General features: G+C 61.4%; 21 protein-coding genes and 4 pseudogenes. 9 read left to right on the plus strand and 16 right to left on the minus strand.

The genetic code is table 11. From position 1 onward, the window contains the following. Positions 1 to 286: 286 nt before the first annotated feature. The 3 genes from AC07VF_RS18370 (at position 287) to xopAW (ending at position 3,206) form a co-directional block, all read left to right on the plus strand. A complete protein-coding gene (locus AC07VF_RS18370; RefSeq protein WP_346626371.1) occupies positions 287 to 1,039 on the plus strand; it encodes a response regulator in 753 nt (250 codons plus the stop codon). Next, complete coding sequence (locus tag AC07VF_RS18375) at positions 1,036 to 2,118, plus strand: sensor histidine kinase (RefSeq protein ID WP_192174905.1); 1,083 nt, start codon at positions 1,036 to 1,038, stop codon at positions 2,116 to 2,118. The genes AC07VF_RS18370 and AC07VF_RS18375 overlap by 4 nt, the downstream gene beginning before the upstream one ends. A gap of 287 nt (positions 2,119 to 2,405) precedes the next feature. Then, on the plus strand, positions 2,406 to 3,206 hold the full coding sequence (gene xopAW / locus AC07VF_RS18380; RefSeq protein ID WP_495009710.1) for a XopAW family type III secretion system calcium-binding effector: 801 nt from the start codon (positions 2,406 to 2,408) through the stop codon (positions 3,204 to 3,206). Positions 3,207 to 3,275: 69 nt separating this feature from the next. On the opposite strand, the gene AC07VF_RS18385 is transcribed toward xopAW, so the two are convergent. The 9 genes and pseudogenes from AC07VF_RS18385 to AC07VF_RS18425 form a co-directional block, all read right to left on the minus strand. Further along, on the minus strand, positions 3,276 to 4,328 hold the full coding sequence (locus AC07VF_RS18385) for an AI-2E family transporter (RefSeq protein ID WP_172612548.1): 1,053 nt from the start codon (positions 4,326 to 4,328) through the stop codon (positions 3,276 to 3,278). Positions 4,329 to 4,490: 162 nt separating this feature from the next. Further along, the gene (locus tag AC07VF_RS18390) at positions 4,491 to 5,411 is read right to left on the minus strand and encodes a cation diffusion facilitator family transporter (protein WP_495009709.1); all 921 of its coding nucleotides are present in this window, start codon (positions 5,409 to 5,411) and stop codon (positions 4,491 to 4,493) included. A gap of 75 nt (positions 5,412 to 5,486) precedes the next feature. Further along, positions 5,487 to 6,305 carry a DUF4892 domain-containing protein gene (locus AC07VF_RS18395; protein WP_495009708.1) on the minus strand — a complete coding sequence of 273 codons (819 nt, stop codon included), beginning with the start codon at positions 6,303 to 6,305 and terminating at the stop codon, positions 5,487 to 5,489. Positions 6,306 to 6,503: 198 nt separating this feature from the next. After that, a complete protein-coding gene (locus tag AC07VF_RS18400) occupies positions 6,504 to 7,358 on the minus strand; it encodes an alpha/beta hydrolase (protein WP_495009707.1) in 855 nt (284 codons plus the stop codon). Next, a complete protein-coding gene (locus tag AC07VF_RS18405) occupies positions 7,355 to 8,188 on the minus strand; it encodes an alpha/beta fold hydrolase (protein WP_495009706.1) in 834 nt (277 codons plus the stop codon). Before AC07VF_RS18405 ends, AC07VF_RS18400 begins: the two co-directional genes overlap by 4 nt. A gap of 647 nt (positions 8,189 to 8,835) precedes the next feature. Then, positions 8,836 to 9,279, minus strand: a complete 444-nt coding sequence (locus AC07VF_RS18410) for a hotdog fold thioesterase (protein WP_346629733.1) — start codon at positions 9,277 to 9,279, stop codon at positions 8,836 to 8,838. 79 nt (positions 9,280 to 9,358) lie between these two features. Then, the gene (gene sixA / locus AC07VF_RS18415) at positions 9,359 to 9,817 is read right to left on the minus strand and encodes a phosphohistidine phosphatase SixA (protein ID WP_346626380.1); all 459 of its coding nucleotides are present in this window, start codon (positions 9,815 to 9,817) and stop codon (positions 9,359 to 9,361) included. 200 nt (positions 9,818 to 10,017) lie between these two features. Further along, a pseudogene (locus tag AC07VF_RS18420) lies at positions 10,018 to 10,338 on the minus strand (DUF4389 domain-containing protein); the annotation flags it as partial. Positions 10,339 to 10,357: 19 nt separating this feature from the next. Next, on the minus strand, positions 10,358 to 11,383 hold the full coding sequence (locus AC07VF_RS18425) for an NAD(P)H-dependent glycerol-3-phosphate dehydrogenase (RefSeq protein WP_346626381.1): 1,026 nt from the start codon (positions 11,381 to 11,383) through the stop codon (positions 10,358 to 10,360). 313 nt (positions 11,384 to 11,696) lie between these two features. On the opposite strand from AC07VF_RS18425, the pseudogene AC07VF_RS18430 reads away from it, so the two are divergent. The 4 genes and pseudogenes from AC07VF_RS18430 to fabB form a co-directional block, all read left to right on the plus strand. Then, a pseudogene (locus tag AC07VF_RS18430) lies at positions 11,697 to 13,185 on the plus strand (ATP-binding protein); the annotation flags it as partial. A 65-nt stretch (positions 13,186 to 13,250) separates the two neighbouring features. After that, positions 13,251 to 13,637 (plus strand): annotated as a pseudogene (locus AC07VF_RS18435) (response regulator); the annotation flags it as partial. A gap of 207 nt (positions 13,638 to 13,844) precedes the next feature. Then, positions 13,845 to 14,360, plus strand: coding sequence for a 3-hydroxyacyl-[acyl-carrier-protein] dehydratase FabA (gene fabA / locus AC07VF_RS18440; protein WP_192174895.1), 516 nt, complete (start codon positions 13,845 to 13,847; stop codon positions 14,358 to 14,360). Positions 14,361 to 14,370: 10 nt separating this feature from the next. Then, positions 14,371 to 15,597 carry a beta-ketoacyl-ACP synthase I gene (fabB, locus tag AC07VF_RS18445; RefSeq protein WP_495009705.1) on the plus strand — a complete coding sequence of 409 codons (1,227 nt, stop codon included), beginning with the start codon at positions 14,371 to 14,373 and terminating at the stop codon, positions 15,595 to 15,597. A 119-nt stretch (positions 15,598 to 15,716) separates the two neighbouring features. On the opposite strand, the gene AC07VF_RS18450 is transcribed toward fabB, so the two are convergent. After that, positions 15,717 to 16,580 carry a methyl-accepting chemotaxis protein gene (locus AC07VF_RS18450; protein ID WP_463583019.1) on the minus strand — a complete coding sequence of 288 codons (864 nt, stop codon included), beginning with the start codon at positions 16,578 to 16,580 and terminating at the stop codon, positions 15,717 to 15,719. Next, positions 16,575 to 17,342: pseudogene (locus AC07VF_RS18455) on the minus strand (MCP four helix bundle domain-containing protein); the annotation flags it as partial. The pseudogene AC07VF_RS18455 and the gene AC07VF_RS18450, both read right to left, overlap by 6 nt. Before the next feature lie 190 nt (positions 17,343 to 17,532). Here AC07VF_RS18455 and AC07VF_RS18460 point away from each other — a divergent pair. Further along, positions 17,533 to 18,405 carry a pirin family protein gene (locus AC07VF_RS18460; protein ID WP_282372905.1) on the plus strand — a complete coding sequence of 291 codons (873 nt, stop codon included), beginning with the start codon at positions 17,533 to 17,535 and terminating at the stop codon, positions 18,403 to 18,405. Between the two features lie 70 nt (positions 18,406 to 18,475). Here the strand turns inward: AC07VF_RS18460 and AC07VF_RS18465 are convergent, their stop codons facing one another. Then, a complete protein-coding gene (locus tag AC07VF_RS18465; RefSeq protein WP_122538412.1) occupies positions 18,476 to 19,201 on the minus strand; it encodes a dienelactone hydrolase family protein in 726 nt (241 codons plus the stop codon). A gap of 78 nt (positions 19,202 to 19,279) precedes the next feature. After that, a complete protein-coding gene (gene htpG, locus AC07VF_RS18470; protein WP_495009704.1) occupies positions 19,280 to 21,184 on the minus strand; it encodes a molecular chaperone HtpG in 1,905 nt (634 codons plus the stop codon). A gap of 327 nt (positions 21,185 to 21,511) precedes the next feature. On the opposite strand from htpG, the gene AC07VF_RS18475 reads away from it, so the two are divergent. Next, positions 21,512 to 21,763: a hypothetical protein gene (locus AC07VF_RS18475; protein ID WP_065986299.1), complete on the plus strand. Its 252-nt coding sequence runs from the start codon at positions 21,512 to 21,514 to the stop codon at positions 21,761 to 21,763. A gap of 101 nt (positions 21,764 to 21,864) precedes the next feature. Here AC07VF_RS18475 and brnQ read toward each other — a convergent pair whose 3' ends face one another. The 3 genes from brnQ to sucC form a co-directional block, all read right to left on the minus strand. Next, a complete protein-coding gene (gene brnQ, locus AC07VF_RS18480) occupies positions 21,865 to 23,178 on the minus strand; it encodes a branched-chain amino acid transport system II carrier protein (RefSeq protein ID WP_346629728.1) in 1,314 nt (437 codons plus the stop codon). Between the two features lie 313 nt (positions 23,179 to 23,491). After that, entirely contained in the window at positions 23,492 to 24,379 is an 888-nt protein-coding gene (sucD, locus tag AC07VF_RS18485; protein ID WP_037009399.1) for a succinate--CoA ligase subunit alpha, read from the minus strand. Continuing rightward, positions 24,379 to 25,545 carry an ADP-forming succinate--CoA ligase subunit beta gene (sucC, locus tag AC07VF_RS18490; protein ID WP_004882574.1) on the minus strand — a complete coding sequence of 389 codons (1,167 nt, stop codon included), beginning with the start codon at positions 25,543 to 25,545 and terminating at the stop codon, positions 24,379 to 24,381. The genes sucD and sucC overlap by 1 nt, the downstream gene beginning before the upstream one ends. Between the last annotated feature and the right edge of the window lie 134 nt (positions 25,546 to 25,679).

Below are 25,679 nucleotides of genomic sequence, written 5' to 3' on the forward strand. Positions count from 1 at the left end.
CTTTTTTTTTCCCTTTCGCCGATTTCTTTGAAAAAGTCGAACTTCCCCCCCCCCCCAATCAACCCCCCAAAGCCGAAACAGTCTGCCCCCAGGCAGACGCCCTTGATCTTGATCTTGATCTTGATACGAAGCACGGCAGGTCAGCCGTGTACCGACCTTGATACATTCACGACAATCCACCGACACCTGCCCCCCTCACCCTTCCGCCCCGCTCGCCAGCGAAGTAGCATGGCAGCGTCGACTCCTACCCGCGGCCCACTCGGCAGCACCACACGGCGGCAGCACCATGCAGACAACACCCGACAGCACCACCGCCACCGCGCCGAGCGAAGAGCGCCGCTGGAACACCCGCGCCCTTATCGTCGACGACGACATCCCCATCCGCGAACTGCTCTGCGACTACCTCGCCCGCTTCAACATCCACAGCACCGGCGTCACCGACGGCAACGCCATGCGCCAGGCCCTCACCGAAGACACCTACGACGTCGTCGTCCTCGACCTCATGCTCCCCGGCGAAGACGGCCTCTCCCTCTGCCGCTGGCTGCGCAGCACCTCCGACATCCCCATCCTCATGCTCACCGCCCGCTGCGAACCCACCGACCGCATCATCGGCCTGGAACTGGGCGCCGACGACTACATGGCCAAACCCTTCGAGCCCCGCGAACTCGTCGCGCGGATCCAGACCATCCTGCGCCGCGTGCGCGATGACCGCACCGAAGAACGCACCACCCTGCGCTTCGACAACTGGCGCCTGAACAGCGTCCTGCGCCAACTCACCGCGCCGGACGGCCTCGTCGTGCCGCTGTCCAATGCCGAATTCCGCCTGCTGCGGGTCTTCCTCGAACGGCCGCGTCGCGTGCTCAACCGCGAACAACTGCTCGACGCCGCCCGGGGCCGCTCCATTGAAGCGTTCGATCGCAGCATCGACCTCCTCGTCTCGCGCCTGCGGCAGAAGCTCGGCGACGACCCGAAGTCACCGCAACTGATCAAAACCGTGCGCGGCGAAGGCTACATGTTCGACGCCCGGGAGATTGGTTGATCCGCTCGGCCGATACCCTGTTTGCCCGGCTGTTTGGCGGGGCAATGCTGGCGATCGTCCTGGCGCACCTGCTCGCATTCGTCTGGTTTCACCACTACGGCCCGAGAATGCCGCCCCCGCCCGGTTGCGATCGGCCGATGGAAAGCCAGATGCAACCGCCACCCGAACGCGACGCTGCAACGGACGACGACCTTCAGCGCCCTCCTCCACCGCAAGGATGCCGCCCGCCGATGCTCGGCATTCCGCTGGTGCCCTTGCTGTTCCAGCTGATCAGCCTGGTGCTCGCCGCCTGGTTCGGCGCCAAGGCCCTGAGCCGGCCGATCCGCCGACTGAGCGAAGCGGCCGAGCGCCTCAGCGAAAACCTCGACAGCCCGCCCCTGGCCGCCAATGGCCCTCGCGAGGCACGTCAGGCGGCGCAGGCGTTCAACCTGATGCAGGAGCGCATTCGCGAACAGGTGCAACAGCGCGGGCGCATGCTCGCCGCCGTGTCCCATGACCTGCGCACGCCGCTGGCGCGTCTGAAACTGCGGGTCGAACAGATCGACGAGCCGCGGCTGCACGGGCAGATGAGCCAGGACCTCAACGACATGATCGGCATGCTCGACGCGACCCTGACCTACCTCAACGAACAGCGCACCAGCGAAGCGCTGCAGTATTTCGACGTGCAGGCGCTGATCGAATCCCTCGCCGAAAACGCCCAGGACAACGGTGACGACATTCAGGCGAGCGGCACCTGCCGGCCACTGAAGTCCCAGCCCATGGCCCTGCGCTCTTGCCTGAACAACCTGATCGACAACGCCCTGCGTTACGCCGGGCACGCGCGGGTGGAGATCGAAGACGCCAGCGATCGCCTGCGGGTCAGCGTCATCGATCACGGCCCCGGCATTCCTGAAGACCTGCGTGAAGTGGTGTTCGAGCCCTTCTATCGCGTCGAAAGCTCGCGCAATCGCAACTCGGGCGGCGTCGGCATCGGCATGACCATCGCCCGGGAAGCCGCGCGCCGAATGGGCGGCGACCTGCGCCTCGAAAAAACCCCTGGTGGCGGCCTGACCGCAGTGCTGGATCTGCCGCGAATCTGACCCGGAGCCATCAGCAGGATGGGACCGGGTGAGTTCGGTGGTACTGGCGATGGAGCCCATTGTGGGACCGGCTTTAGCCGGGAATTCGTCAGGCGTCACACCCTAAATCTGACGGTGTTCTGACTGGCCTCTTCCCGGCTAAAGCCGGTCCCACTGAGCTAAGCCTGACGCAAGCGCTCAGGTAACTCCGCCGGTACAAACCCAACACACCCACGACACGCCTTGCCCTGACGCTGCATAAGCCGGAGCACCGCCCGGCATTATCCATCTGATGGGGAGTCAGTCCGATGATCACAGGCGTCAGCGGCAGCAGCAGTTATTCCAGCTACACCAGTGCCAGCACGAGCAGCACCACCAGCACAGCCAACAGCAAGAAGTTCGCCGACGAATTATTGAAGAAACTCGACGCGAACGGCGACGGTAGCATCGACAAGGACGAGCTGAGCTCGTCGCTGTCCTCAGATTCAAAAGACGGCATTACCGTCAGCTTGAGCAAGGCGTTCGGCGATCTCGACAGCAATGACGACGACAGCCTCGACGCCGACGAACTGGCTGCGTTGACGCCTCCGCCGCCACCGCCGATGCAGATGGACGCCGCGTCCTCCGAAGACGAAGCGCAAAACCTGCTCAGTGCGCTGGACAGCGACGGCGACGGGACAGTCAGCAGCGCTGAACTGACCACAGCGTTGAGCAGTTCCGGCAGCAGCGCCGACAGCAGTAAAGTGTTCGATGCCCTCGACACCAACAAGGACGGCACCGTCAGCCTCGACGAACTGACCGCCAGCCTGCAGGCCCAACAACCGCCGCCTCCGCCCCCTGCCGAAGACGCCAGTGACCTGTTCAGCAGCCTGGACAGCGACAGTGACGGCAGCATCACCGCGGCTGAACTGACCAGCGCGTTGCAGGGCACGACAAATTCCGCCAGCACCTCGTCCTCCAGCAACCAGACCGCCGCTAGCCAAACAGCCACTTCGCAAACCACCACCCAGGCCACCGAAGCCTTGAACCGCATGGTCGCGGCCCTCAGTGACCGTTACAACCTCAACAGCAACGCCACGTCCGGCAAATACGTCAGCACCTCGGCCTGACGAAAAAAAACCGCCGCCGGGCTGAGCTCGGCGGCGGTTTTTTATGCCCGTGTTTTTTACGGGTGTGAGTTACTTGACCGGCTGCCGCGCGCGGCTGTCGCCGACCCAGTCCAGCAGCAAGCTGTAGGCCACCGCCAGCAAGGTCGGGCCGATGAACAGGCCGATGAAGCCGAACGCCAGCAACCCGCCAAACACCCCGAGCAAGACAATCACCAACGGCAGGTTGCCGCCGCGACTGATCAGGTACGGCTTGAGCACGTTATCGACGCCACTGACGATGAAGGTGCCCCACAGGCCGAGAAAAATCGCCATGCCGTAATCGCCTCTCCAGGCCAGCCACGCCGTGGCAGGTATCCAGATCAGCGGCGGGCCCATGGGCACCAGGCTCAGCAGGAAGGTGCCGATGCCCAGCACCAAAGCGCCCGGTACGCCGGCAATCAGAAAACCGATCAGGGCCAGCACCGCTTGCGCCGCAGCCGTGCCGATCACACCGTTGACCACCCGTTGCACCGTGCCGGCCACCAGATCGAGGTAATACTGAGCGCGATCGCCGATCAGCCGTTCCAGCAGACTCAGCACGAACGCCGCCACCCGCGGCCCGTCGCGGTAGAAAAAGAACACGAAGATGATGCTCAGGGTCAGCTCAAGAATGCCGCCGCCGATCTGCGCACTGCGCGCCAGCAGCCAGTTGCCTACTTGCCCGAGGTAAGGCCGGACGCTGACCAGCAGCGCCGCGCCTTGTTGGTCGATGGTGTTCCAGTAACCCACCAACCGCTCGCCCACCAGCGGAACGCCCGCCAGCCAGGTGGGTGGATCCGGCAGGCCGTCCACTTGCACGTCCTTGACGAACGCCGTTGCGTCGCGCACGTGGTCCGCCAGATTGAAGCCCAGCCAGACCAGCGGCGCGAGCACCAGCACCATCCACCCCAGGGTCAGAATCGCCGCCGCGAGGGACTCACGCCCCTTGAGCGCGCGGGTCAACAGACGCATCAGCGGCCAACTGGCAAACGCCAGCACCGCACCCCAAAACAGCGCCGACCAGAACGGCACCATCACCCACAGGCAGGCGCCGAGCAGCGCGAGCAGGAGAATCTGCACCAACAGGCGATCGTTATTGAACATCGGTCATTCCGCAAAAGAGGGGGTTTAATCCGAGAAGCATACCGTCTAACCACGCAGCCCGCCGCGCGCTCACACCCACGCCAGCCTTAAGGAAGGAACCGAGACGGGTCGATGCGTGCTGAAGACCTGTCCGCCGGTGTTTGCGGGCGAATTGACCTTCTATCACTCAGCCCATTCTTTATTAACGGTAAAGGCGATTGTCAGCCAACGATCAGGGCCGGTACCTCCGACCTCTTCGCCAATTTCATCCCGGATCAGATCCCATGCCTCCAGGGAGCGTGGCGGCAAGCCCGGTGGAACGATGAAGTAAATCTCGATCTGCCTCCCGCGCCCCACCCGGGCCACATAGGCACGGTAGGAAAGGAAGCCATGTCGCTGGACAGCATCGCTGGCAACGTCATCGACTCTTTTCTTCATTTCTGGCGGGGTCACCAACAGAACATCTGCGAGAGCGTCACGAATCGTTGGCAGAGGCAAGGGTAGAACGATGAGACAAACAAGCGCCAACACCGCTGGATCTATGTAAGGCGATAACCACTCCAGCTCTGTGCCCGTGATAATCCAGCCGGTCAGGAACGCGAGTAACAGAGCGCCGGTCATTGCAGCGGAGATTGTCCAGGCTTTAACGTCCAGGGCGATGAAGCTTGAATTGAGGCGTTTGTTTGCTCGTCTGCCATAGATGATCATTCCAACCGCGCTCACAAGGGCCACAAAAGCAAAAATGAGCGCGAGATCGAAGTCCAGGTGTCGCCCGCCCGCCATCAGGCTTCCGACGGCCATGATCAGGCCATAGCCAGCGGTTCCAACCAGTAGCGTGCCGGATAAACCAAGCACAATGGGCTCAAGGTGCCAGAACCCCATCGTGAAATTCTTGGTCAGGCGGGCGCGACCGACATCGTTGTGAGAGAAGGCAATAAGTTTGGCAACGACCAGCGCAAAGCTCGTCATGATTGCGTCGATAAGGGTGTATACGCCGTCAAAAATAATCGACGCAGACCCGGTCAGCAGACCGAATACCACCCCAAAAATAGCCAGAGCAAACGTCACAATAATGGAAAGGCGAAGCACGCTTGGCTCTGTCATCTGACTCACGAGTACGATTGGAGGGCGGCATTGTAAACACACGGTGAAGTCAGACCAAACCTGGCTCTGCGGCGGTCAGCGGATGAGTTCGAGGGTCAGGCCGGGATTTTTCCGGTCGCCCGCTTCCAGCCGTGCAGCGCGTACGCCTTTGGCCACCAGCGCTTGACGCCACGCTTCGCGCTGATCCCCGGAAAGCGTAACCCGCAAGGTGCTGTCCAGATTCAGGCCACGGGACAGCAAGGTGATCCACGGCTCCTGCGGCTCAGCGGCCAGCATCGGCAGTTCCAGCTCGCCGGTGCTTTTCAGCTCGCGCAACAGGGTCGCGGAAGTCGGCAGCAAATCCCCCAGCGGCGTGCTCGACTGAAACTGCTCGACATGGAGGAAAGCCCGGCGGTTGCCCCGGGTGATGCCGTACAACGCCACGAGTGTGTTGTCCGCCGGCGCGGCCAGGCGCAGCAGCAAATAGGACTGACCGTTGTCGGCGCCATACAGCTTGGCATTGCCGAACACCTCGTTGGCCCACAGGCTGCTTTCGCCGCAATCCCGCGCCTGGCACCAGAACAGCAGCTGCGCGCCCTGCTGCTGTAGCGCTTCGCGGGCGGCGGTGAACGCTTCGTCGGCGCTGTGCTCGACCGGCAATTGGTAGGTGATGGCGGTGACGTTGCCGCGCCCGGACACTTGCCCGTCGAAGCGCAACTGGCCGCTGATCTTGCGAATCGAGCCCAGCGGGTAAATGCGTTCCAGCTCAACGGCAGGCCGATAATCAACGATTTCCGCGTCTGTCAGCGGCGGCACGATGGGCAAGTCCTGACTGCCGGGAACGTCGGCCGCCTGAGTGGCGACGCTGACGCCGGTCAGCAGCAGCGTCAGCGCGAGCGTGCGGGTGAACGTCATGGAGGCGCTCATGGCAGGGCAATCGGCGAGGCGGCGGCGAATGCAGCAGGCAAAGCACCCGGGGACGTAATCGGCAGGCAAAACAAAGCCGCGACAACGCGCGGCGAGCATGAAAATAAAACGGTGCGGCGTGGGCAGTGGTCCATCGTGCAGTCTCCTGTTTCAACTGCCCCAGCCTCGGCAGTTGCAGGTCGCAAGTCAAGACACGGCGAAGAAGCGATTGAAACAGTCTGCAACAGAGCGCGCCCCCGCCTCGTCGTTGAGGTGCAGATGGTGCCCGCCCGGCAAGGACGTCACCGTAAAAGGAACACTGGCGAGCAGCTCCCGGTTCTGCGCGAGCATGCCCTCCTCGGCCACGATCAACTGTGCCGGACAGCGCACCGCCGTGACGAAAGCCAGCGCCTGCGCGCGGGTCAGACGAATCGACGAGGGCAAGGTCAGTCGGCTGTCGCTGCGCCAGGTGTAACCACCCGGCACCGGCATCAAGCCACGCTGGGCCAACAGTTCGGCCGCCTCACGACTGACCGCGACCATGCCTTTCATCCGCGCCTCCACCGCCCGGTCCATGTCCGGGTAGACGGGCTTGCGCTTGCTCTGCTGGGTCAATTGCGCCTGCAGCGCCGCGCCCATGCGCTCGACCACAGACTCGGGCTCGCCCACAGGCGGAACCAACCCGTCGATCAAGGCCAGACGATTAACTCGTTCGGGGACCGCCGCCGCAACGATCACGGAAATAATTGCCCCCAAGGAATGCCCCAGCAGAGAAAACCGCTCCCAGCCCATCTGCCCCGCCACCTGCAACACGTCGTGGGCGTAGTCCGGCAAACCATACGCCGAACCCGGCGGGCGGTGGTCGGAGTGGCCATGCCCGGCCATGTCCAGTGCCAGGATCCGCAGCCCTTCAAGCTTGGGCGCCAGCCGCGCGAAGCTGTTGGCGTTGTCCAGCCAGCCATGCAGAGCGATTACCGGAATGCCGTCCTGGGGACCGAACAGATGAGCGGCCAGCTCGATATGGGGCAGGCTCAGGCGGATCTCTTCCACCGAGCAGGTCATGCGCGGGCTCGTTGCAGGGCGGCGTCAGTGGTCGCGCCTTCAGCCCTGGCCGTCCAGCGGGAAAACAGCGTTCTGAGCATGTGGGCGGTGTCCTCGGGGTGTTCGAGCGGGAACATATGCCCACCGGGCACGGAAAGATACTCGCCTTCGCGCATGCTTTTGACCGACAGCGCATGGTGGCGCCGCACCACATCGCTGCTCTCGCCGCGCACCATCGCCAACGGTACGCGCAACTGACGGGCCAGGCCGGGGCTGGTGTGGGGCACGCTGCGGTAGATGCTGATTTCGGTGGCGGGGTCGAAACGCAAGCGCAGCCCGTCGCCATCGGCTTGCAGCCCGTGAAGCAGATACGCCTCGAAACACTCGGGATCGAAACGCCGAAACAGCGACTTGCCGGCAAAATAATCCCGCGCCGCCTCCACGCTGCTGAACACCTCACGACGCCCCAACGTCCGGCCCGCAGGCGTGATGCGATCGATAAACCCGAAGCGCTTGGCCGCCCGAATCATCCACTGATCGAACCGGGTCAGCACCGGTGAATCCAGCATCACAACGCCGCGGTACAACTCAGGATGACGCAGCGCCGCGTGGTAATGCAGCACACCACCCAGCGAATGGCCTACGCCCCACACCGGTTGCGCCTGCTCGCGCAGATGATGAATCAACTCATCCACCAGCTCCGGCCAGTTGTCCGTCACCGGAAATTGCGGGTCATGGGCATGCTGCTCCAGATGACGAATCTCGAACTCAGGCCCAAGCGCCGCGAACAACTTCCCGTACGTACCCGACGGAAAGCCATTGGCGTGAGCGAAAAACAGAGGTTGAGACATGCCTACACACCCAGAGCAACCAGAACAAGCCGCGATTGTGCGCACCGCCCGCCAAGCGCGGCAATGACCGGAACTGCCATCGATGAGGCCACTCCGGTCATGGGGAGGTTTATCTGGTGGGTGTGAGCGCCACGGCAGAGACGCGGAGCGTCTGAGGCGGCATTACCACGCGGAGCGTGGGAACGATCGAGCGTTGGACCGTAAGATTGATGGTGCACAATCCGGCCTCTTCCCGGCTAAAGCCGGTCCCACTCACAGCAGCGCGTGCAGCCAGTGGGACTGGCGGTGACCCTGTGGGACCGGCTTTAGCCGGGAAGCTTTTGATCTGCTTTGCTTTTGATCTGCTTTTGATCTTCATGCACAAGAAGCTCAGACGCCGCCAATCGCGACTTGGGTGCAGGCTGAACGCAGGTTTTGCGGAGTGGGCCGAGCCGCATGGATGCGGCGAGAGCGCCGTCAGGACATGGATGTCCGTTCGGCGCGGGCCCACGGAGCGAGACCGGAGTGAAGGAACCCTGAGGAACGAAGGGCCCAACCAGGAGCAGGCACCTTTGGTTACTTGGGGTGCTTTTCCAAGTAACTCGCCGAAGGCGAAACCCGAGGCCGTTAGGCCGACGCCCTTGATCTTGGCGTCAAGCGCCCAACCATCAGCGAGACGGAGGCTGCTCACCATGGGGCACCACCGCCACCGTCAACCGGGAAATACAAAAGGCCTTGCCGTCCTCCGTCGTCAGACGAATATCCCAGACATGGGTCGTGCGCCCGATATGCACCGGGTGCGCCACTGCCGTTACCCGCCCACTGCGCACCCCGCGCAAATGGTTCGCGTTGACCTCAATACCCACACAAAAAAACCGATCGGTATCAATCACCAGATAACTGGCCGTAGACCCCACCGTCTCCGCCAGCACCACCGACGCGCCGCCGTGCAACAAACCGTAAGGCTGATGAGTGCGCTCATCCACCGCCATGCTCGCCGTCAGAGACCGATCGTCGACCGCTTCAAACCGAATATCCAGCACCTCACCGATGGTGTTCTTCTGCTTCGCATTAAGCGCGTCAAGGTCCGGAGGGCTACGCCATACACTCATGGTTCTTCCTTGTTATTAGCGAGTTATCAATACATATCACAGGCAGCAGGGGGAGCTGAGCAAACCGCTCACCGCCCCATCACTCAGCGTGCCGAACATCCACCAGTTCCATCGCACCGGCAAGGGGCAAATCCGCCTCAAGCTGAGCAAGACTGGCGGTGTGCATCGGTTGCGCCTGCTGCAAAGAGCCATGCACCGCCAGCCCGATCAACGTGCCCACCAAGGGCTGATGGCTGACCAGCAACACATTCTCCGCGCTGTACGCATCCAACTGCTCGAGCACCTTGTGCGGATTGCAGTCTGGCGTCAGCCACGGCACGGTCACGATGGCATCGGTGAACCCGAGGGCCTGACGGACCAGCTCGGCGGTCTGCTGAGCACGCACATAGGGGCTGGCGATAATCCGCTGCAGCGGCTGACCCATCAAGTGAGCGGCGCTGCGCAACACCTCTTCGCGGCCCTTGGCCGTCAGCTCCCGCTCGGCATCGGTACGGGCCTGAGGTTTCGCCTCGCCGTGTCGCAGAATCCAGAGCTTCACGGTTTCGGCTCTTCGTCGGGCTTAACCGGCGGAGTAACCGACGGGCTACCCGGCGCAGAGGACAATGCATCGGCAACAGGGGGCGACGTGTCGACCACCACCGGCGGGGTTTCGGAAACCACCGGCGGCGTGGCGGGAACCGGGTGCGGAGTCACTGGCGCCGGTTGAGGCGTGACGGGCGTCGGCTCAGCCGCGGCAGGCGCCGGTTGCGGCTTGACAACCACCACATGCGGCGCCTCGCCCTCGGGCGCACGCGGCGCAGGCCAGTCAGCAAACGGCCATGGCTTCTGATCGGTGTGGAAGGTGCCAAAGCGACCGATCTGCGCCAGATACTGGCTCAGGCTATCACCGAACGACATGACGCTGAGGCTCGGCGCGCCATTGAACAGGCGGTAAACCAGCTGCACCAGGACAGCCACCCCCAGCACCACCTCCGCCACTTGCCAGACCAGCACAAACAGCACCATCCACAGGATGCGCAGCAGGATCGATTCGTGTTGCTTGAGTTTTGATTCGTTCAAGAGCTTCTCCGTGAAGGGATCAGTTGAAACCACTGGTTGAAATGAAGTCGACATCGGTCTTCGGCTCGGCGCGCATCAGTAGTTCGATGACCTGCTCCAGCGTGCGGCCCTCGAAAAGAATGGCGTGAAGCCCGGCCACCAGCGGCATGTAGACCTGCAGTTCCTGCGCCTTGGCCTTGAGCACCTTGAGGGTGTTGACGCCCTCCGCGACCTCGCCCAGTCGGGTCACCGCTTCGTCCAGGCTCAGGCCCTGCCCCAGGGCAAAACCGACCTGATAATTACGGCTCTTCGGCGACGAACAGGTGACGATCAGATCGCCGACACCGGCCAGCCCAAGGAAGGTCATCGGGTTGGCACCCTGACTGACCGCAAAGCGGGTCATCTCGGCCAGCGCGCGGGTGATCAGCATGCTCTTGGTGTTCTCGCCCATATTCAGCGCCACCGCCATGCCGGCGATGATGGCGTAAACGTTTTTCAGCGCGCCGCCCAGCTCCACGCCAAAACGGTCGGCGCTGGCGTACACGCGGAAGGTACGACCGTGCAGCGCGGCCTGAACCTGCTGACAGAGGTCTTCATCTTCGCTGGCGACCACCGTGGCGGTGAGGGCGTGTTCGGCGATTTCCCGGGCCAGATTGGGCCCGGACAGCACGCCAATCCGCGCAGCGGGGGCGATATCCTGGAGGATCTCGCTCATGAGTTTGAAGGTGTCGGCCTCGATGCCCTTGGTCAGGCTGACCAGCATCTTGCCGGCGAGCAGATCGACATGCGGGGTCAGTACGCCACGCAGCGCACTGGACGGCAGCGCCACGAACACCAGTTGACTGTCTTGCAAAGTGGCGTGCAGGTCGGTGACCGGCTCGACGCCGTCGAGCACCTTGATGCCCTTGAGGTAGCGCGGGTTCTCGCGGTTCGTCCGGATCGCCTCGGCCTGCTCCGGATCGCGCATCCACTGCGTCACCCGATGACCGTTGCCGGCCAACAGATTGGCCACTGCGGTCCCGAAGCTGCCGCCGCCAAGGACCGCTATTGGTTGCTGCTGGGTCATAAAACAATCCATTCAGGGCCATCACATCTGGCGATGCGGGCATTATACGGAGCGTTAGTCTCGGGGCCAGCGGCAAAAGGTGCCCCCACGAACTTATAGCCGATCCCCCACTCTTGCCGAGGAAATTGCCCACAGCTCGGTTAAGATGCGCCCCCGAGATGAAAATTCCTCAGCGACGCCGATGAGCTATCGTCAGGTCGTTCCCGAAGAGATCAGTGACATGACACCAAGCGTTCACTTCCCGTGCCCCGTCAGGCGTTGCCATGCCTGACCCTCGGTACATCCTGCGAATCCGGCCAGCTGGAATCGCGTCGTGACGGCTCAGCGCGGCTGGAACATCAGCACCCGGACGCAGATCCTCAGCCTGGGCCCCGCGTTATTGCTGACCCTCCTGCTAATCAGCTTCTTTACTGTGGTGCGAATTCAGGACCTGCGACAGGAACTCAATCACACCGGGCAACTCATCGCCAACCAGTTGGCGCCCGCGTCGGAATATGGGGTCATCGTCGGCAATAACGCCGTCCTGGAAAACCTCATGAACGCCACGATGAACACGCCCCACGTGCGTTTTCTCGAAGTGCGCAACAGTGCCGGCAAGGTGCTGGTTCATGTCGAACCCGCCGAGGAACAAGGGCATTCGCGGCAGATGGAAGTGTTCCAGGCGCCTATCCGCCTGCAGCCGGACAGGTCCGCGCAGCCGTTCGAAAGTGCCAACGAGGCCGGTTCCGGTGACGACCCCAGCGTACCGGTGGAAGGTTATCTGGGACGGGTGCTGGTGGGCATGTCCAGCGACGCCTTCAATCAGCGCGAGCAGGAGATATTGCTGAAGGCCGGTGTGCTGGCGATGTTCGCCCTTCTCTTTACCTACATGCTGGCGAGACGCCTGTCGCTGAGCCTGTCCCAGCCGATCAGCGCCATGAGCGCGGCGGTGAAAGCCATTCAGCACGGCGATTACTCGGCCCCGCTGCCGGTTGCCGACGATGCCGAGCTGGGCGATCTGGCCAGACACATCAACAATCTGGCCCTGGGCCTTGAGAAGGCCAGCCGCGAGCAAAAGCAGGCAATGGACGAGCTCATCCGCACCCGCGAAGAAGCCGAACGTGCCAACAACGCGAAGTCCGAATTCCTCGCGATGATGAGCCACGAACTGCGCACGCCCATGAATGGCGTACTGGGCATGCTGCAGTTGATGGAAACCACGAAGATGACCGATGAGCAGGCTGAATACGCCGCGTTGGCCATGGAATCCACCGAGCACCTGCTGCGGGTCATCAACGACATTCTGGATTTCTCCCGCTTCGAACGCGATGCGCTGGAACTGGAAAGCATTTCGTTCAACCTCGCCGACCTCATCAGCACCTCGGTTCAGGCGTTTGCCCACAACGCACAGCAGCGCGGTCTGGTACTGGAACTGGATCTGCCGCCGTCGATGGGGGCGCTACAAGTCAAGGGCGACCCGACGCGCATCCGGCAGATTCTGGTCAACCTGATCGGCAATGCGCTGAAATTCACCGAGTTCGGCAGCGTGCGCGTCGAGGCGGACTTCACCCTCGCCGACCCGCAGCACATTTTCTTCACCTGCGCTGTGCGCGACAGCGGCATCGGCATTTCTCCGGACCTGCTGGAATCGATGTTCGACGCGTTTCAGCAAGCGGACAATTCCATCTCCCGTCGCTATGGCGGCACCGGCCTGGGCCTGCCCATTGCGCGCAACCTGGCCGAACGCATGGGCGGGTCACTGCAGGCCCAGAGCAGCGAAGGACTCGGCTCGGTGTTTCAGTTAAAAATCCCGTTGCAGCGGGTTCAGCCGCCAGTGATAGAACCCACGTCCGGCGGCGTCGGCGAAATGCCCCAGAGCCGCGACGCCTGTGTGTTGCTGGTCGAAGATAACCCGGTGAATCGCACCGTGGTCGAGGCGATGCTGCGCAGCCTGGGCTTGCAGGTAAGCGTGGCGGCGGATGGCGTTGAAGCGGTGAACATGGCCAGCCGGGAAAGCTTTGCGCTGATTTTGATGGACTGCCGACTGCCGGTCATGGACGGCTACGAAGCCACGCGCCGAATCAGAATGCTGCCGGGGCTGGCGACGTTGCCCATTATTGCCCTGACCGCCAACGCCCAGCACGGCGACCGGGACATCTGTCTGCAAGCCGGAATGAACGATTACCTGGCCAAGCCATTCAAACGTACTGATTTACAGCAGGTTTTGCAGCGATGGTTGACCATTAAGGCATCTGCGACTGGCGGTAAAGGATAAATTCCGGCAGTCTTGTGTGCCGATTCGACCCACGCCCACGCGCGGTCGAAAAATTTCAGTGCACAGGTGTACTTTCATTTCACCCGTGCTGTGACTTTCACTACAACGCAATAGTCTATGAGTAGGCTGCCAGCAGAGGGATGACCCGCTGGCCAGACTGGGTAAGTAACGCCACACCCTGCCGCACAGGATTATCGAGGAGTTCGCATGACCAAACAAAACGCCTTTACCCGGGAAGATCTGCTGCGCTGCAGTCGCGGCGAGCTGTTCGGCCCAGGTAATGCGCAATTGCCCGCCCCCAACATGCTGATGGTCGATCGCATCACCCACATCAGCGAAGAAGGCGGCAAGTACGGAAAAGGTGAATTGGTCGCCGAACTCGATATCAACCCGGACCTGTGGTTCTTCGCCTGTCACTTCGAAGGTGATCCGGTGATGCCGGGCTGCCTGGGCCTCGATGCCATGTGGCAGCTGGTCGGTTTCTTCCTCGGCTGGCAAGGCCTGCCGGGCCGCGGTCGCGCACTGGGCTCGGGCGAAGTGAAATTCTTCGGTCAGGTCCTGCCGACCGCCAAGAAAGTCACCTACAACATTCACATCAAGCGCGTCCTCAAAGGCAAGCTGAACCTGGCGATCGCCGACGGTTCGGTCAGCGTGGACGGCCGTGAAATCTATACCGCCGAAGGCCTGCGCGTCGGTGTCTTCACTTCCACTGAAAATTTCTAAGGGTATTCGCATGCGCCGCGTCGTTATCACTGGTCTGGGCATTGTTTCCTGCTTGGGCAATGACAAAGACACCGTCTCCGCCAACTTGCGTGCAAGTCGCCCTGGCATCCGTTTCAACCCGGAATACGCCGAAATGGGTCTGCGCAGCCAGGTATCGGGTTCCATCGATCCAAACCTGCCGCTCAAGGAACTGGTCGACCGCAAAACCCTGCGCTTCGTTGGTCAGGCGGCGGCTTATGCCTACGTGGCCATGAAAAGCGCCGTGGAAGACTCCGGCCTGACCGAAGAGATGGTATCCAACCCGCGTACCGGTCTGATTGCCGGCTCTGGCGGTGCTTCGACCCTGAACCAGATGGAAGCGCTGGACATCCTGCGCGAGAAAGGCATCAAAAAGGTTCTCCCGTATTACGTCACCCGGACCATGAGCAGCACGGTTTCAGCCTGTCTGGCGACGCCATTCAAGATCAAGGGCCTGAACTACTCCATCGCTTCTGCCTGCGCCACCAGTGCTCACTGCATCGGTACCGCTATGGAACAGATTCAGATGGGCAAGCAGGACATCGTGTTTGCCGGCGGTGGCGAAGAGGAGCACTGGAGCCAGTCGTTCCTGTTTGACGCCATGGGCGCACTGTCCAGCAAACGCAACGACAAGCCTGAACAAGCTTCCCGTGCCTACGACGCTGACCGTGACGGTTTCGTCATCGCCGGCGGCGGCGGCATGGTGGTGGTCGAGGAACTGGAGCACGCTCTGGCCCGTGGCGCGAAGATCTACGCAGAGCTGGTAGGCTACGGCGCCACTTCCGACGGTTATGACATGGTCGCTCCAAGCGGCGAAGGCGCCATCCGCTGCATGCAGCAGGCGTTGTCCACCGTTGATGGCACCATCGACTACCTGAACACCCACGGCACCTCCACTCCGGTCGGCGACGTCAAGGAAATGGAAGGCGTGCGTGAGGTGTTTGGCGACAAGGCGCCTGCCATCAGCTCCACCAAGAGCCTGTCGGGTCACTCCCTGGGCGCCGCCGGCGTTCACGAAGCGATCTACTGCATGCTGATGATGGAAGGCAACTTCATGGCCGGTTCGGCGAACATCGACGAGCTGGACCCAGCCGTTGCCGACATGCCGATCCTGACCAAGACCCGCGAAAACACCGAACTGAATCTGGTGATGAGCAACAGCTTCGGCTTCGGCGGCACCAACGCCACGCTGGTGATGAAGCGCTGGACTGGCAAGTAATAGAGTCAGTTGCAGATAAGAAAGGCGCCCCTCGGGGCGCCTTTCTTATTGCCAGCACAAATGCACTGCGTGGGGCCTTCTTTTTGTGGGACCGGCTTTAGCCGGGAAGACTCAAGGTGTCACACTGAGAATGCTGCAACCATGCCATTAAGGTCTGTCGCCAGTCGCGACAGTTCGTGGCTGGCAGCGCTGGTCTGGTTGGCGCCGGCCGAGCTCTGCAGGGAGATGTCGCGGATGTTGGTGAGGTTGCGGTCGACCTCCCGCGCGACCTGTGCCTGTTCCTCTGACGCACTGGCGATGACCTCGTTGCGTTCGGTAATGAGTGTGATCGCCGCAGCGATATCGTCCAGCGCCACCCCGGCGGATTGTGCCAGCTCAAGGGTGGTCTGCGCGCGGCTGTTGCTGCCTTGCATGGCGGCCACGGCCTGATCGGTGCCCTGACGGATGTCGCCCACCAGTTGTTCGATTTCCTGGGTCGATGACTGAGTCCGATGGGCCAAAGCACGCACCTCATCCGCCACCACCGCGAAGCCTCGTCCCGCCTCTCCAGCCCGCGCTGCTTCAATAGCCGCGTTCAACGCCAGCAGATTGGTCTGCTCGGCAACCGAGCGAATCACGTCCAGCACCTTGCTGATGCCATACACCTTCTGGGCCAGGGTCTGCACCTGCTCGCCGGCGTCGGTCACGTCTTCGGCCAGATGGGCGATGGACGCCACCGTCTGCTTGACCTGCTGCCGGCCATGTTGAGCAATCCGGTCAGACTCACCGGACGCTTCGGACGTGGCCACGGCATTGCGTGCCACTTCCTCGACCGCCGCGGTCATCTCGTTGACCGCCGTCGCCGCCTGATCAATCTCAAGGCTCTGCTGGTGAAGGCCGCGGGTGGCATCCTCGGTGACGGTGCTGAGTTCTTCGGAAGCCGACGCCAGCTGGTTCGAGGAGTCGGCGATGCGCATGATCGTGCTGCGCAAATTCTGTTGCATGGTCTTGAGGGCTTCCAGCAACCGGGCGGGCTCATCACGGCCCTCCACGACGATCGGTGCGGTGAGGTCACCCGCTGCAACCACCTGAGCAATGCCCAACGCCTGGGCGATCGGTCTGACGATGCTGCGGGTCAACCCCCACGCCAGCAACAGCGTGATCAGCGCCGTCAGCAGCATCATGCCGGCGACCCAGCCGACCGCACTCGAGAACACCACCCGCGCCAGATCGCTTGCCTGCCCGGCGCCCTGCTTATTCAACGAAGTCAGCTCGGTCAACGCGAGGGTCATCTTGTCGGCGAATTGATTCATTTCACCATTGACCAGCTGCATCGCGTCCTGCACCTGGTTGGCGGCGGACAGCTCCATCACCCGGTTCTGGCGCTGGAAGTAGGCCTCTTGGGCGGCTGCAAAGGTTTGGTACAACTCACGCTCGCGAGGCGATCCGATCAAGGTGGCATAGTTCTGCTGGGTGGTCTGCAGTCCCGCCTTGAGCTGATCAAGCTTGGCGGTATTGTCACGCAGGGCATCCAGGCTGCGGTTGAGCATCAGACGCAGCGTCAGGGTGCGGATCCGCATGAGGTCCTGGCCCATGGTGCCCAGCTCCATCACGCTGGGCAGCCACTTGTATTCGACTTCGTCCGACTGCTTGCGCATGTTCGACATCTGCACCAATGCGAATGCACCCAGACCGAACACCAGCAAGGCGAGCATGCCGAAACCGAGGGCGGCCCGGGGCGCGATGTTCATGTTTCTCACGGTCATATCCGATCCCTTCCCAAGACGCTGCTCCGGAGAGAGCAGTAGCCTGTGATGTCGGCTTACCTATGACGCTCTGTAGGACAATTCCCTGAGTACTTCGTAATAATTCATTACGGAGCGCGTGGCACTACCGTTCCAGCCACGTGCGCGGGAGATCTGTATCCTGCGTGCCATGTCCAGAGAGAGCGCCATCATGCTGACCATCATTCCCCGCGCCGAAGACGTCGAAGGCCAACCGATCCTGCGCCCCCTCCCCGCTGCGCAATGCCGAAGCGTCGGGCCTTTCGTTTTTTTCGATCACATGCTGGAGACCACCTACGCGCCCGGCACCGGCATGGACATCCGCCAGCATCCGCACATCGGCCTGTCGACGCTGACCTACCTGTTTGAAGGCGAAATCCGACACAAGGACAGCCTCGGCAGCGATCAGCACGTAAGGCCCGGCGAGGTCAGCTGGATGACCGCCGGCAGCGCCATCGCCCACATTGAACGCACACCCGAGGACTTGCACGCCAGTGGCTCTCGCCTGCATGGCCTGCAAGTCTGGCTGGCCTCGCCCAAATCCCATGAGCAAGGCGCCGGTCATTACAGCCATCACCCCGCCGCCACACTGCCGGTCAGCGACGCCATGGGTATTCGCATCCGCTTGATCGCGGGCGAAGGCTTTTGCCTGAAGTCGCCGGTGCCGGTGCTGTCACCCACGCTTTACGCCGAACTGAACCTGCAGACGGCGACGACGCTGTGTGTGCCCGACGAGCACGAGCAGCGCGCGTTGTACGTTATCGAAGGCGACTTGCTACTAGATGGCGAGCCGGTGCAGCCGCGCAGTCTGGTGGTGCTGGATTCAGGCAGCGAGCCGACGCTTTGCGCGCAGAGCGAATGTCACGCGGTGCTGATCGGCGGCGCGCCACTGGATGGGCCGAGGAGGATGAACTGGAATTTCGTCGCCAGTGACCCGGCGCTGATTGAACAGGCCAGGGCGAAATGGGCGGCCGGAGACTGGCCGACGGTGCCGGGGGAAGTGGAGCGGATTGAATTGCCGGTGGGCAGCAGGCCGAAGCGCTGATTGGCCGCGGCCTGCCCGGACGCTGTGGGAGTGACCGGAGGGGCACTCCCACAACAGTTAAAACATCACATCAGCCCGCGAACACTTCGTCCAGCAGGTTGTGCATCGAGGTAAACGCGCGCTTCGAAACGGTCGGGTTGTACATCTGTACGCCCGGATTGTTGGCGTGTGGGTCGGTGAACGAATGGAACGCCCCGCCGTAGCTCAAGAGTTGCCAGTCGACGTTGGCAGCGTTCATCTCGGCTTCAAACGCCGGCAGCTGCTCTTTTGGCACCAGAGGATCGGACGCGCCGTGCATCACCAGCACTTTGCCCTTGATGTTGTTGGCGTCAGCCGGGTTCGGTGTGTCGAGTGTACCGTGAAAGGACACCGCAGCCTTCAACGGCGCACCGGTGCGCGCCAGTTCCAGTGCGCAGCAACCGCCGAAGCAGAAGCCAAACGCCGCCAGCCGGGACGTGTCGACGGCCGCAATGGTCTGCGCAGTCAATTGATCCAGGGCGGCCTTCATGCGTGTGTTCAACAGCACGCGATCGTTCTTCAACGGCATCATGGCAGCCGCCGCTTCGTCACCATTAGTCGGGCGCACTTGCTGGCCGTAAAGATCCGCCAGCAAGACCACATAGCCCTTCGCCGCCACGTCTTTGGCAATCTGCTCGGCGTCTTCGCTGACGCCCATCCAGTTAGGCGCCATCACCAGACCCGGTGCGGCCTGAGCACCTTCGCTGAAGGCCAGACGACTCTCGTAGCTCACGCCGTCGATGTCATACACGACGGACTGCACGGTCACATTGCTCATAGCGAACTCCTGCTGATAAGGATGGAGGGAGATTAAATGACAAAACCCGCCGGAGCGGGTTCTGCCGTGACGCGGATGTTAAACCGAGAGCTCGACCAACAACTTGTTCAGACGGCGCACGTAGGCAGCCGGATCTTTCAAACTGTCGCCGGCTGCCAGCGCAGCCTGGTCGAACAGGATGTGCGACAGATCGCCGAAGCGGTCTTCATTCTGCTCGTTGTCCAGCTTGCCAATCAGCGGGTGCGACGGGTTGAATTCGAAGATCGGCTTGGAGTCCGGCACCTTCTGACCGCTCGCTTCCAGGATCTGACGCATCTGCAGACCAAGGTCCTGCTCGCCGATCGCCAGGATCGCCGGCGAATCGGTCAGACGGTGGGAAACACGCACTTCACTGACGGCATCACCCAGCGCAGTTTTCAGGCGCTCGATCAGGCCTTCCTTGTCCTTGGCGACTTCTTCCTGGGCTTTCTTGTCCTCTTCGGAGTCAAGCTTGCCCAGGTCCAGGTCACCGCGTGCAACGTCGACAAAACCCTTGCCGTCAAAGTCGCTCAGGTAGCTCATCAGCCACTCGTCGATACGGTCGGTCAGCAGCAGCACTTCAATGCCTTTCTTGCGGAAGACTTCAAGGTGCGGACTGTTCTTGACCTGCGCGTAGCTTTCGCCGGTGAGGAAGTAGATCTTGTCCTGACCTTCCTTGGCGCGCGACAGGTAGTCGGCCAACGAAACGCTCTGCTCGCCGCTGTCGTCGGAGGTTGATGCGAAGCGCAGCAGGCCGGCGATCTTCTCCTTGTTGGCGAAGTCTTCGGCCGGGCCTTCCTTCAGCACCTGACCGAAGTTTTTCCAGAAGCCTTTGTATTCTTCCGGCTGGTTTTTCGCCAGCTTCTCCAGCATGTCCAGCACACGCTTGGTCAGCGCCGACTTCATCGAATCGATAATCGGGTCTTTCTGCAGGATTTCACGGGACACGTTCAGGGACAGGTCGTTGGAATCGACCACGCCCTTGATGAAGCGCAGGTACAGCGGCAGGAACGATTCGGCCTGGTCCATGACGAACACGCGCTGCACGTACAGCTTCAGGCCGCGCGGTGCTTCACGCTGATACAGATCGAATGGCGCGCGGGCCGGCACGTACAGCAGCGAGCTGTATTCCAGCTTGCCTTCGACCTTGTTGTGGCTCCAGCTCAGCGGGTTCTCGAAATCGTGGGCGATGTGCTTGTAGAACTCCTGGTATTCCTCGTCCTTGACCTCGGTACGTGGACGGGTCCACAGCGCGCTGGCACGGTTGACGGTTTCCCACTCTTCAACAGGCTCGGCGTCGCCTTCGACCGACGCCTGCTCTTTCGGCAACTGGATCGGCAGGGCGATGTGGTCGGAGTACTTTTTGATGATGTTGCGCAGACGATAGCCGTCAGCGAACTCATCTTCGGCGCTCTTGAGGTGCAGCACGATGCGCGTACCGCGATCGGCTTTCTCGATCGTGGCGACTTCGAACTCGCCCTCGCCTTTCGACGACCAGTGCACACCTTCGCTGGCGGACAGGCCGGCGCGACGGGTGAACACTTCAACCTGGTCGGCCACGATGAACGCGGAGTAGAAACCTACACCGAACTGACCGATCAGGTGAGAATCTTTCTTCTGATCACCGGACAGGTTCTTCATGAAGTCGGCGGTGCCGGACTTGGCGATGGTGCCCAGATGAGTAATGACATCCTCGCGGCTCATGCCGATGCCGTTGTCTTCCAGAGTGACGGTCTTCGCGTCCTTGTCGTAGCTGACACGGATCTTCAGCTCGGCGCCGCCTTCCAGCAGCTCAGGCTTGGACAGTGCCTCGAAGCGCAGCTTGTCCACCGCGTCGGACGCGTTGGAGATCAGCTCGCGAAGGAAGATTTCCTTGTTCGAGTACAGCGAATGGATCATGAGGTGCAGCAGCTGCTTCACCTCGGTCTGGAAGCCCAGGGTTTCCTTTTGAGTTTCCACACTCATGGTCATCAAACTCCAATCAGTCCACACAAATAGGGGTAGCTGCGCGAAACGCCGAGGACGGCTCCGAGCAGCGGGTTGTCATCAAGGTGGGGGCTGGGGAGACGATTTCAAGGGCAGGCGTGCTGTGAGCGAAGAATCTTCACCCGCCGAAAACCTCCGGGCTGCAGATCTGTCGACTGAACACCGGACATAAACCACTAACCGCCTGTGATCAGCCGAGTTGTTACACCGCTGAGACGCTTATGTATTTATCCCGCCGGAACATGGAACTAACCTTATAAGCGAATGCTCGAAGGCACGTTGATGACCAATAAGGAGAAACACCCCATGCGTAAATCTTTAGCTATTGCCCTCATGCTTTCTGCCACTCTGGGCCTCGCCGCCTGTGACAAAAAATCCGAAGATAAACAGCAAGATGCAAACAAGGCTGCCGAGCAGTCGCAAGAATCGATGCAAAAAGCGCAAGACAAAGTGAACGACGCTGCCAAAGAAAGTCAGGAAGCCGCTCAAAAGAACGCTGAAGCCGCTCAAGAGCGCGCGAAAGAAGCGAACCAGGCAGCACCTGCAACTAAGCAGTAAGTTTCCAGAGTTTCAAAAAACAAAGCCCGCATTTAGCGGGCTTTGTTTTGTCTGCTTGAAAAGATCGGCGTGTTTATTCTGCGAAGCGCCGACCTTCCCCCTCAGGCCAGCGCTTCGCTGCGCTTGCCCAGCATGCGATCCACCACGAACGCGATGAACAGCGTGATCAGCGACGGGATCAGCCAGGCCAGGCCTTGCTCGCTCAACGGCAGATGGGCCAGCGCATCCGGCAGGTACACACCCAGCGCAGAACCCTTGACCGCATCCACCGCACCGATCAGGAACGCCACCAGCATGACCGGCGCGACGATCCGACCCTGCTCATGCCAGAAGTCCTTGCAGAAGCTCAACGCCACCAGCGCAATGCACGGCGGGTAGATGGCGGTCAGCACCGGGATCGAGAACTGGATCAGCTTGGTCAGACCAAGGTTGGACACCAGCAGCGAAAACGCCGCCAGCAGGATCACCAGTGTCTTGTAGGACAGCGGCAGCACGCGGCTGAAGTACTCGGCGCAAGCGCAGGTCAGGCCAACCGCGGTGACCAGACACGCCAGCGAGATCAGAACGGCAAGGAAGCTGCTGCCCAGGGTGCCGAAGGTGTGCTGAACGTAAGCATGCAACACCGCAGCGCCATTGGTGGCACCGGCGGCGATGGCATGGCTGTCCGAGCCCAGGCGGAACAGGCTGATGTAGACCAGGGCCAGACCGACACCGGCAATCAGGCCGGCAATGATGGCGTAACGGGTGATCAGCCGAGGCGACTCGACACCGCGGGAGCGAATCGCATTGACGATGACGATGCCGAAAACCAGCGCGCCCAGGGTGTCCATGGTCAGGTAGCCGTTGATGAACCCTTGGGAAAACGGCGCGGCGACGTAAGCAGGTTCGGCAATGCCCACCTCCCCCGCTGGCAGGAGAAACGCGGCGATGCCGAGGATGGCCAGGGCGATGATCTTCAGCGGCGCAAGGAAGCGGCCCACGGTGTCGAGCAATCGACCCGGATAAAGGGAGATCCAGAACACCAGCACGAAATAAACCAGGCTGTAGAGAAACAGTGCGAGGGGGCTTTCGCCGGTCAACGGCGCCAGGCCGACCTCAAACGACACCGTCGCCGTGCGCGGCGTGGCGAACAACGGCCCCACGGACAGGTAGCAGACGGCGGCGAGAATGGTCCCGGCGACCTTGCCGATCGGACTGCTCAACGCGTCCATGGCGCCGCCAACTTTGGCGAGCGCGATGACAGTGACCACCGGAAGGCCGACGGCCGTGACCAGAAAGCCCAAAGCGGCCATCCATACGTTGGGGCCGGCCTGGAGGCCTACGATCGGGGGGAAGATGATATTGCCAGCGCCGACGAACAGCGCAAACGTCATGAAACCCAGTGCCAGAATGTCCTGGCCTTTCAACACTTTCATTAAGGAAACCACACTGCTGAATCGGAATTAAGAAGAGGATTTCCCTGAGGGTGGGGGAAATGCTGCCCGCCCTTTTAAGACAGACCCTGAGCGCGCCGCCGCTCCTTGTGGGAGCCGACTGCACAAAACGGCGGGTAGCCTACCCTATTTGGCGCACCGATACAGGGCGGTGCGACCGCTGAATGCACATTCGTGTCGCATATCAGAAATGTCTGACAGGATTGGGCGAAGAGCACAAGGCAAATCGAAACGCCGGAAACGCAAAAGCCACCCGAAGGTGGCTTTTGTTGATCAAGTAGTGAGATGAGGGCGATTAAGCCTTCTTCACTTCCCAACCGGTCAGCTCAGCCAGGGCTTTGCCGATGTCTGCCAGCGAACGCACGGTTTTCACGCCTGCGTCTTGCAGTGCAGCGAATTTCTCGTCTGCAGTGCCTTTGCCGCCGGAGATGATCGCGCCCGCATGGCCCATGCGCTTGCCCGGAGGAGCAGTCACACCCGCGATGTAGGAAACGACTGGCTTGGTCACGTGTGCCTTGATGTAGGCAGCCGCTTCTTCTTCAGCCGAACCGCCGATCTCGCCGATCATGACGATCGCTTCGGTCTTCGGGTCTTCCTGGAACAGCTTCAGGATGTCGATGAAGTTCGAACCCGGGATCGGGTCACCACCGATACCGACGCAGGTCGACTGACCGAAACCGGCGTCAGTGGTCTGCTTCACAGCTTCGTAAGTCAGGGTGCCGGAACGCGACACGATACCGACCTTGCCTGGCAAGTGAATGTGACCTGGCATGATGCCGATCTTGCACTCGCCCGGGGTGATGACGCCTGGGCAGTTAGGGCCGATCAGGACCACACCCAGTTCGTCGCACTTGACCTTGGCTTCGAGCATGTCGATGGTCGGGATGCCTTCGGTGATGCAAACGATCAGCTTGATACCGCCGAACGCTGCTTCAAGGATGGAATCCTTGCAGAACGGAGCCGGAACGTAGATGACCGAAGCGGTCGCGCCGGTTTTTTCTACTGCTTCGGACACCGTGTTGAACACGGGCAGGTTCAGGTGCGTGGTGCCGCCCTTGCCTGGGGTCACGCCGCCAACCATTTTGGTGCCGTAGGCAATGGCTTGCTCGGAGTGGAAGGTACCCTGGGAGCCGGTGAAGCCCTGGCAGATAACCTTGGTGTCTTTATTGATCAGGACGCTCATTATTTGCCCTCCGCAGCTTTGACGACTTGTTGAGCAGCGTCGGTCAGGCTGGTAGCTGCGATGATGTTCAAGCCGCTTTCTGCCAGTACTTTAGCGCCCAGCTCAGCGTTGTTGCCTTCAAGGCGAACAACCACCGGGATTTTCACGCCGACTTCTTTCACGGCGCCAATGATGCCTTCGGCAATCATGTCGCAGCGAACGATGCCGCCGAAGATGTTGACCAGTACTGCCGCGACGTTGGTGTCGGACAGAATGATCTTGAACGCTTCGGTAACGCGTTCCTTGGTTGCGCCGCCGCCTACGTCGAGGAAGTTGGCTGGCTTGCCGCCATGCAGGTTGACGATGTCCATGGTGCCCATGGCCAGACCGGCACCGTTGACCATGCAGCCGATGTTGCCTTCCAGTGCCACGTAGTTCAGTTCGAACTTGGCAGCGTGGGCTTCACGTGGGTCATCTTGCGATGGGTCGTGGAAAGCCTTCAGCTTTGGCTGACGGTACATGGCGTTGGCGTCGATGTTGATCTTGGCGTCGAGGCAATGCAGATCGCCGTCAGCCTTGATCACCAGCGGGTTCACTTCCAGCAGGGCCAGATCGTGGTCCTGGAACAGCTTGGCCAGACCGGTGAAGATCTTGGCGAACTGGGTGACCTGCTTGCCTTCCAGACCCAGCTGGAATGCCAGATCGCGACCCTGGAATGGCTGAGCGCCAACCAGTGGATCGATGGTCGCTTTGAGAATCTTCTCAGGCGTGTCGTGAGCGATCTTCTCGATGTCCACGCCACCTTCGGTGGAAGCCATGAAAACGATACGACGGCTCGAACGATCGACTACAGCGCCCAGGTACAGCTCTTTGGCGATGTCAGTGCACGATTCAACCAGGATCTTGGTGACTGGCTGACCGTTGGCATCAGTCTGGTAAGTGACCAGACGCTTGCCCAGCCACTGTTGAGCGAACGCAGCGGCGTCTTCCTTGCTGCGAACCAGCTTGACGCCGCCCGCTTTACCGCGACCGCCTGCGTGAACCTGGGCTTTGACGACCCACTCGGTTCCGCCGATCTTGTCACACGCTTCTGCTGCTGCTTCCGGGGTGTCTACTGCATAGCCCTTGGATACTGGCAGGCCGTATTCAGCAAACAGCTGCTTACCCTGATACTCGTGAAGATTCATGCTTATTACCGTCTTCGTTAGGTACTGCGCATTCGGTGCTGCTCGTCAAAGCGTGCCGCACCACCTGTGACCGCTTCTCCCGGAGAACGCCGGTCAGGCATCAAGCCTGCCCTTCGCCGCCGGGAGTTCGAGTC

It is taken from the genome of Pseudomonas sp. GW821-FHT02H06, assembly GCF_059421525.1.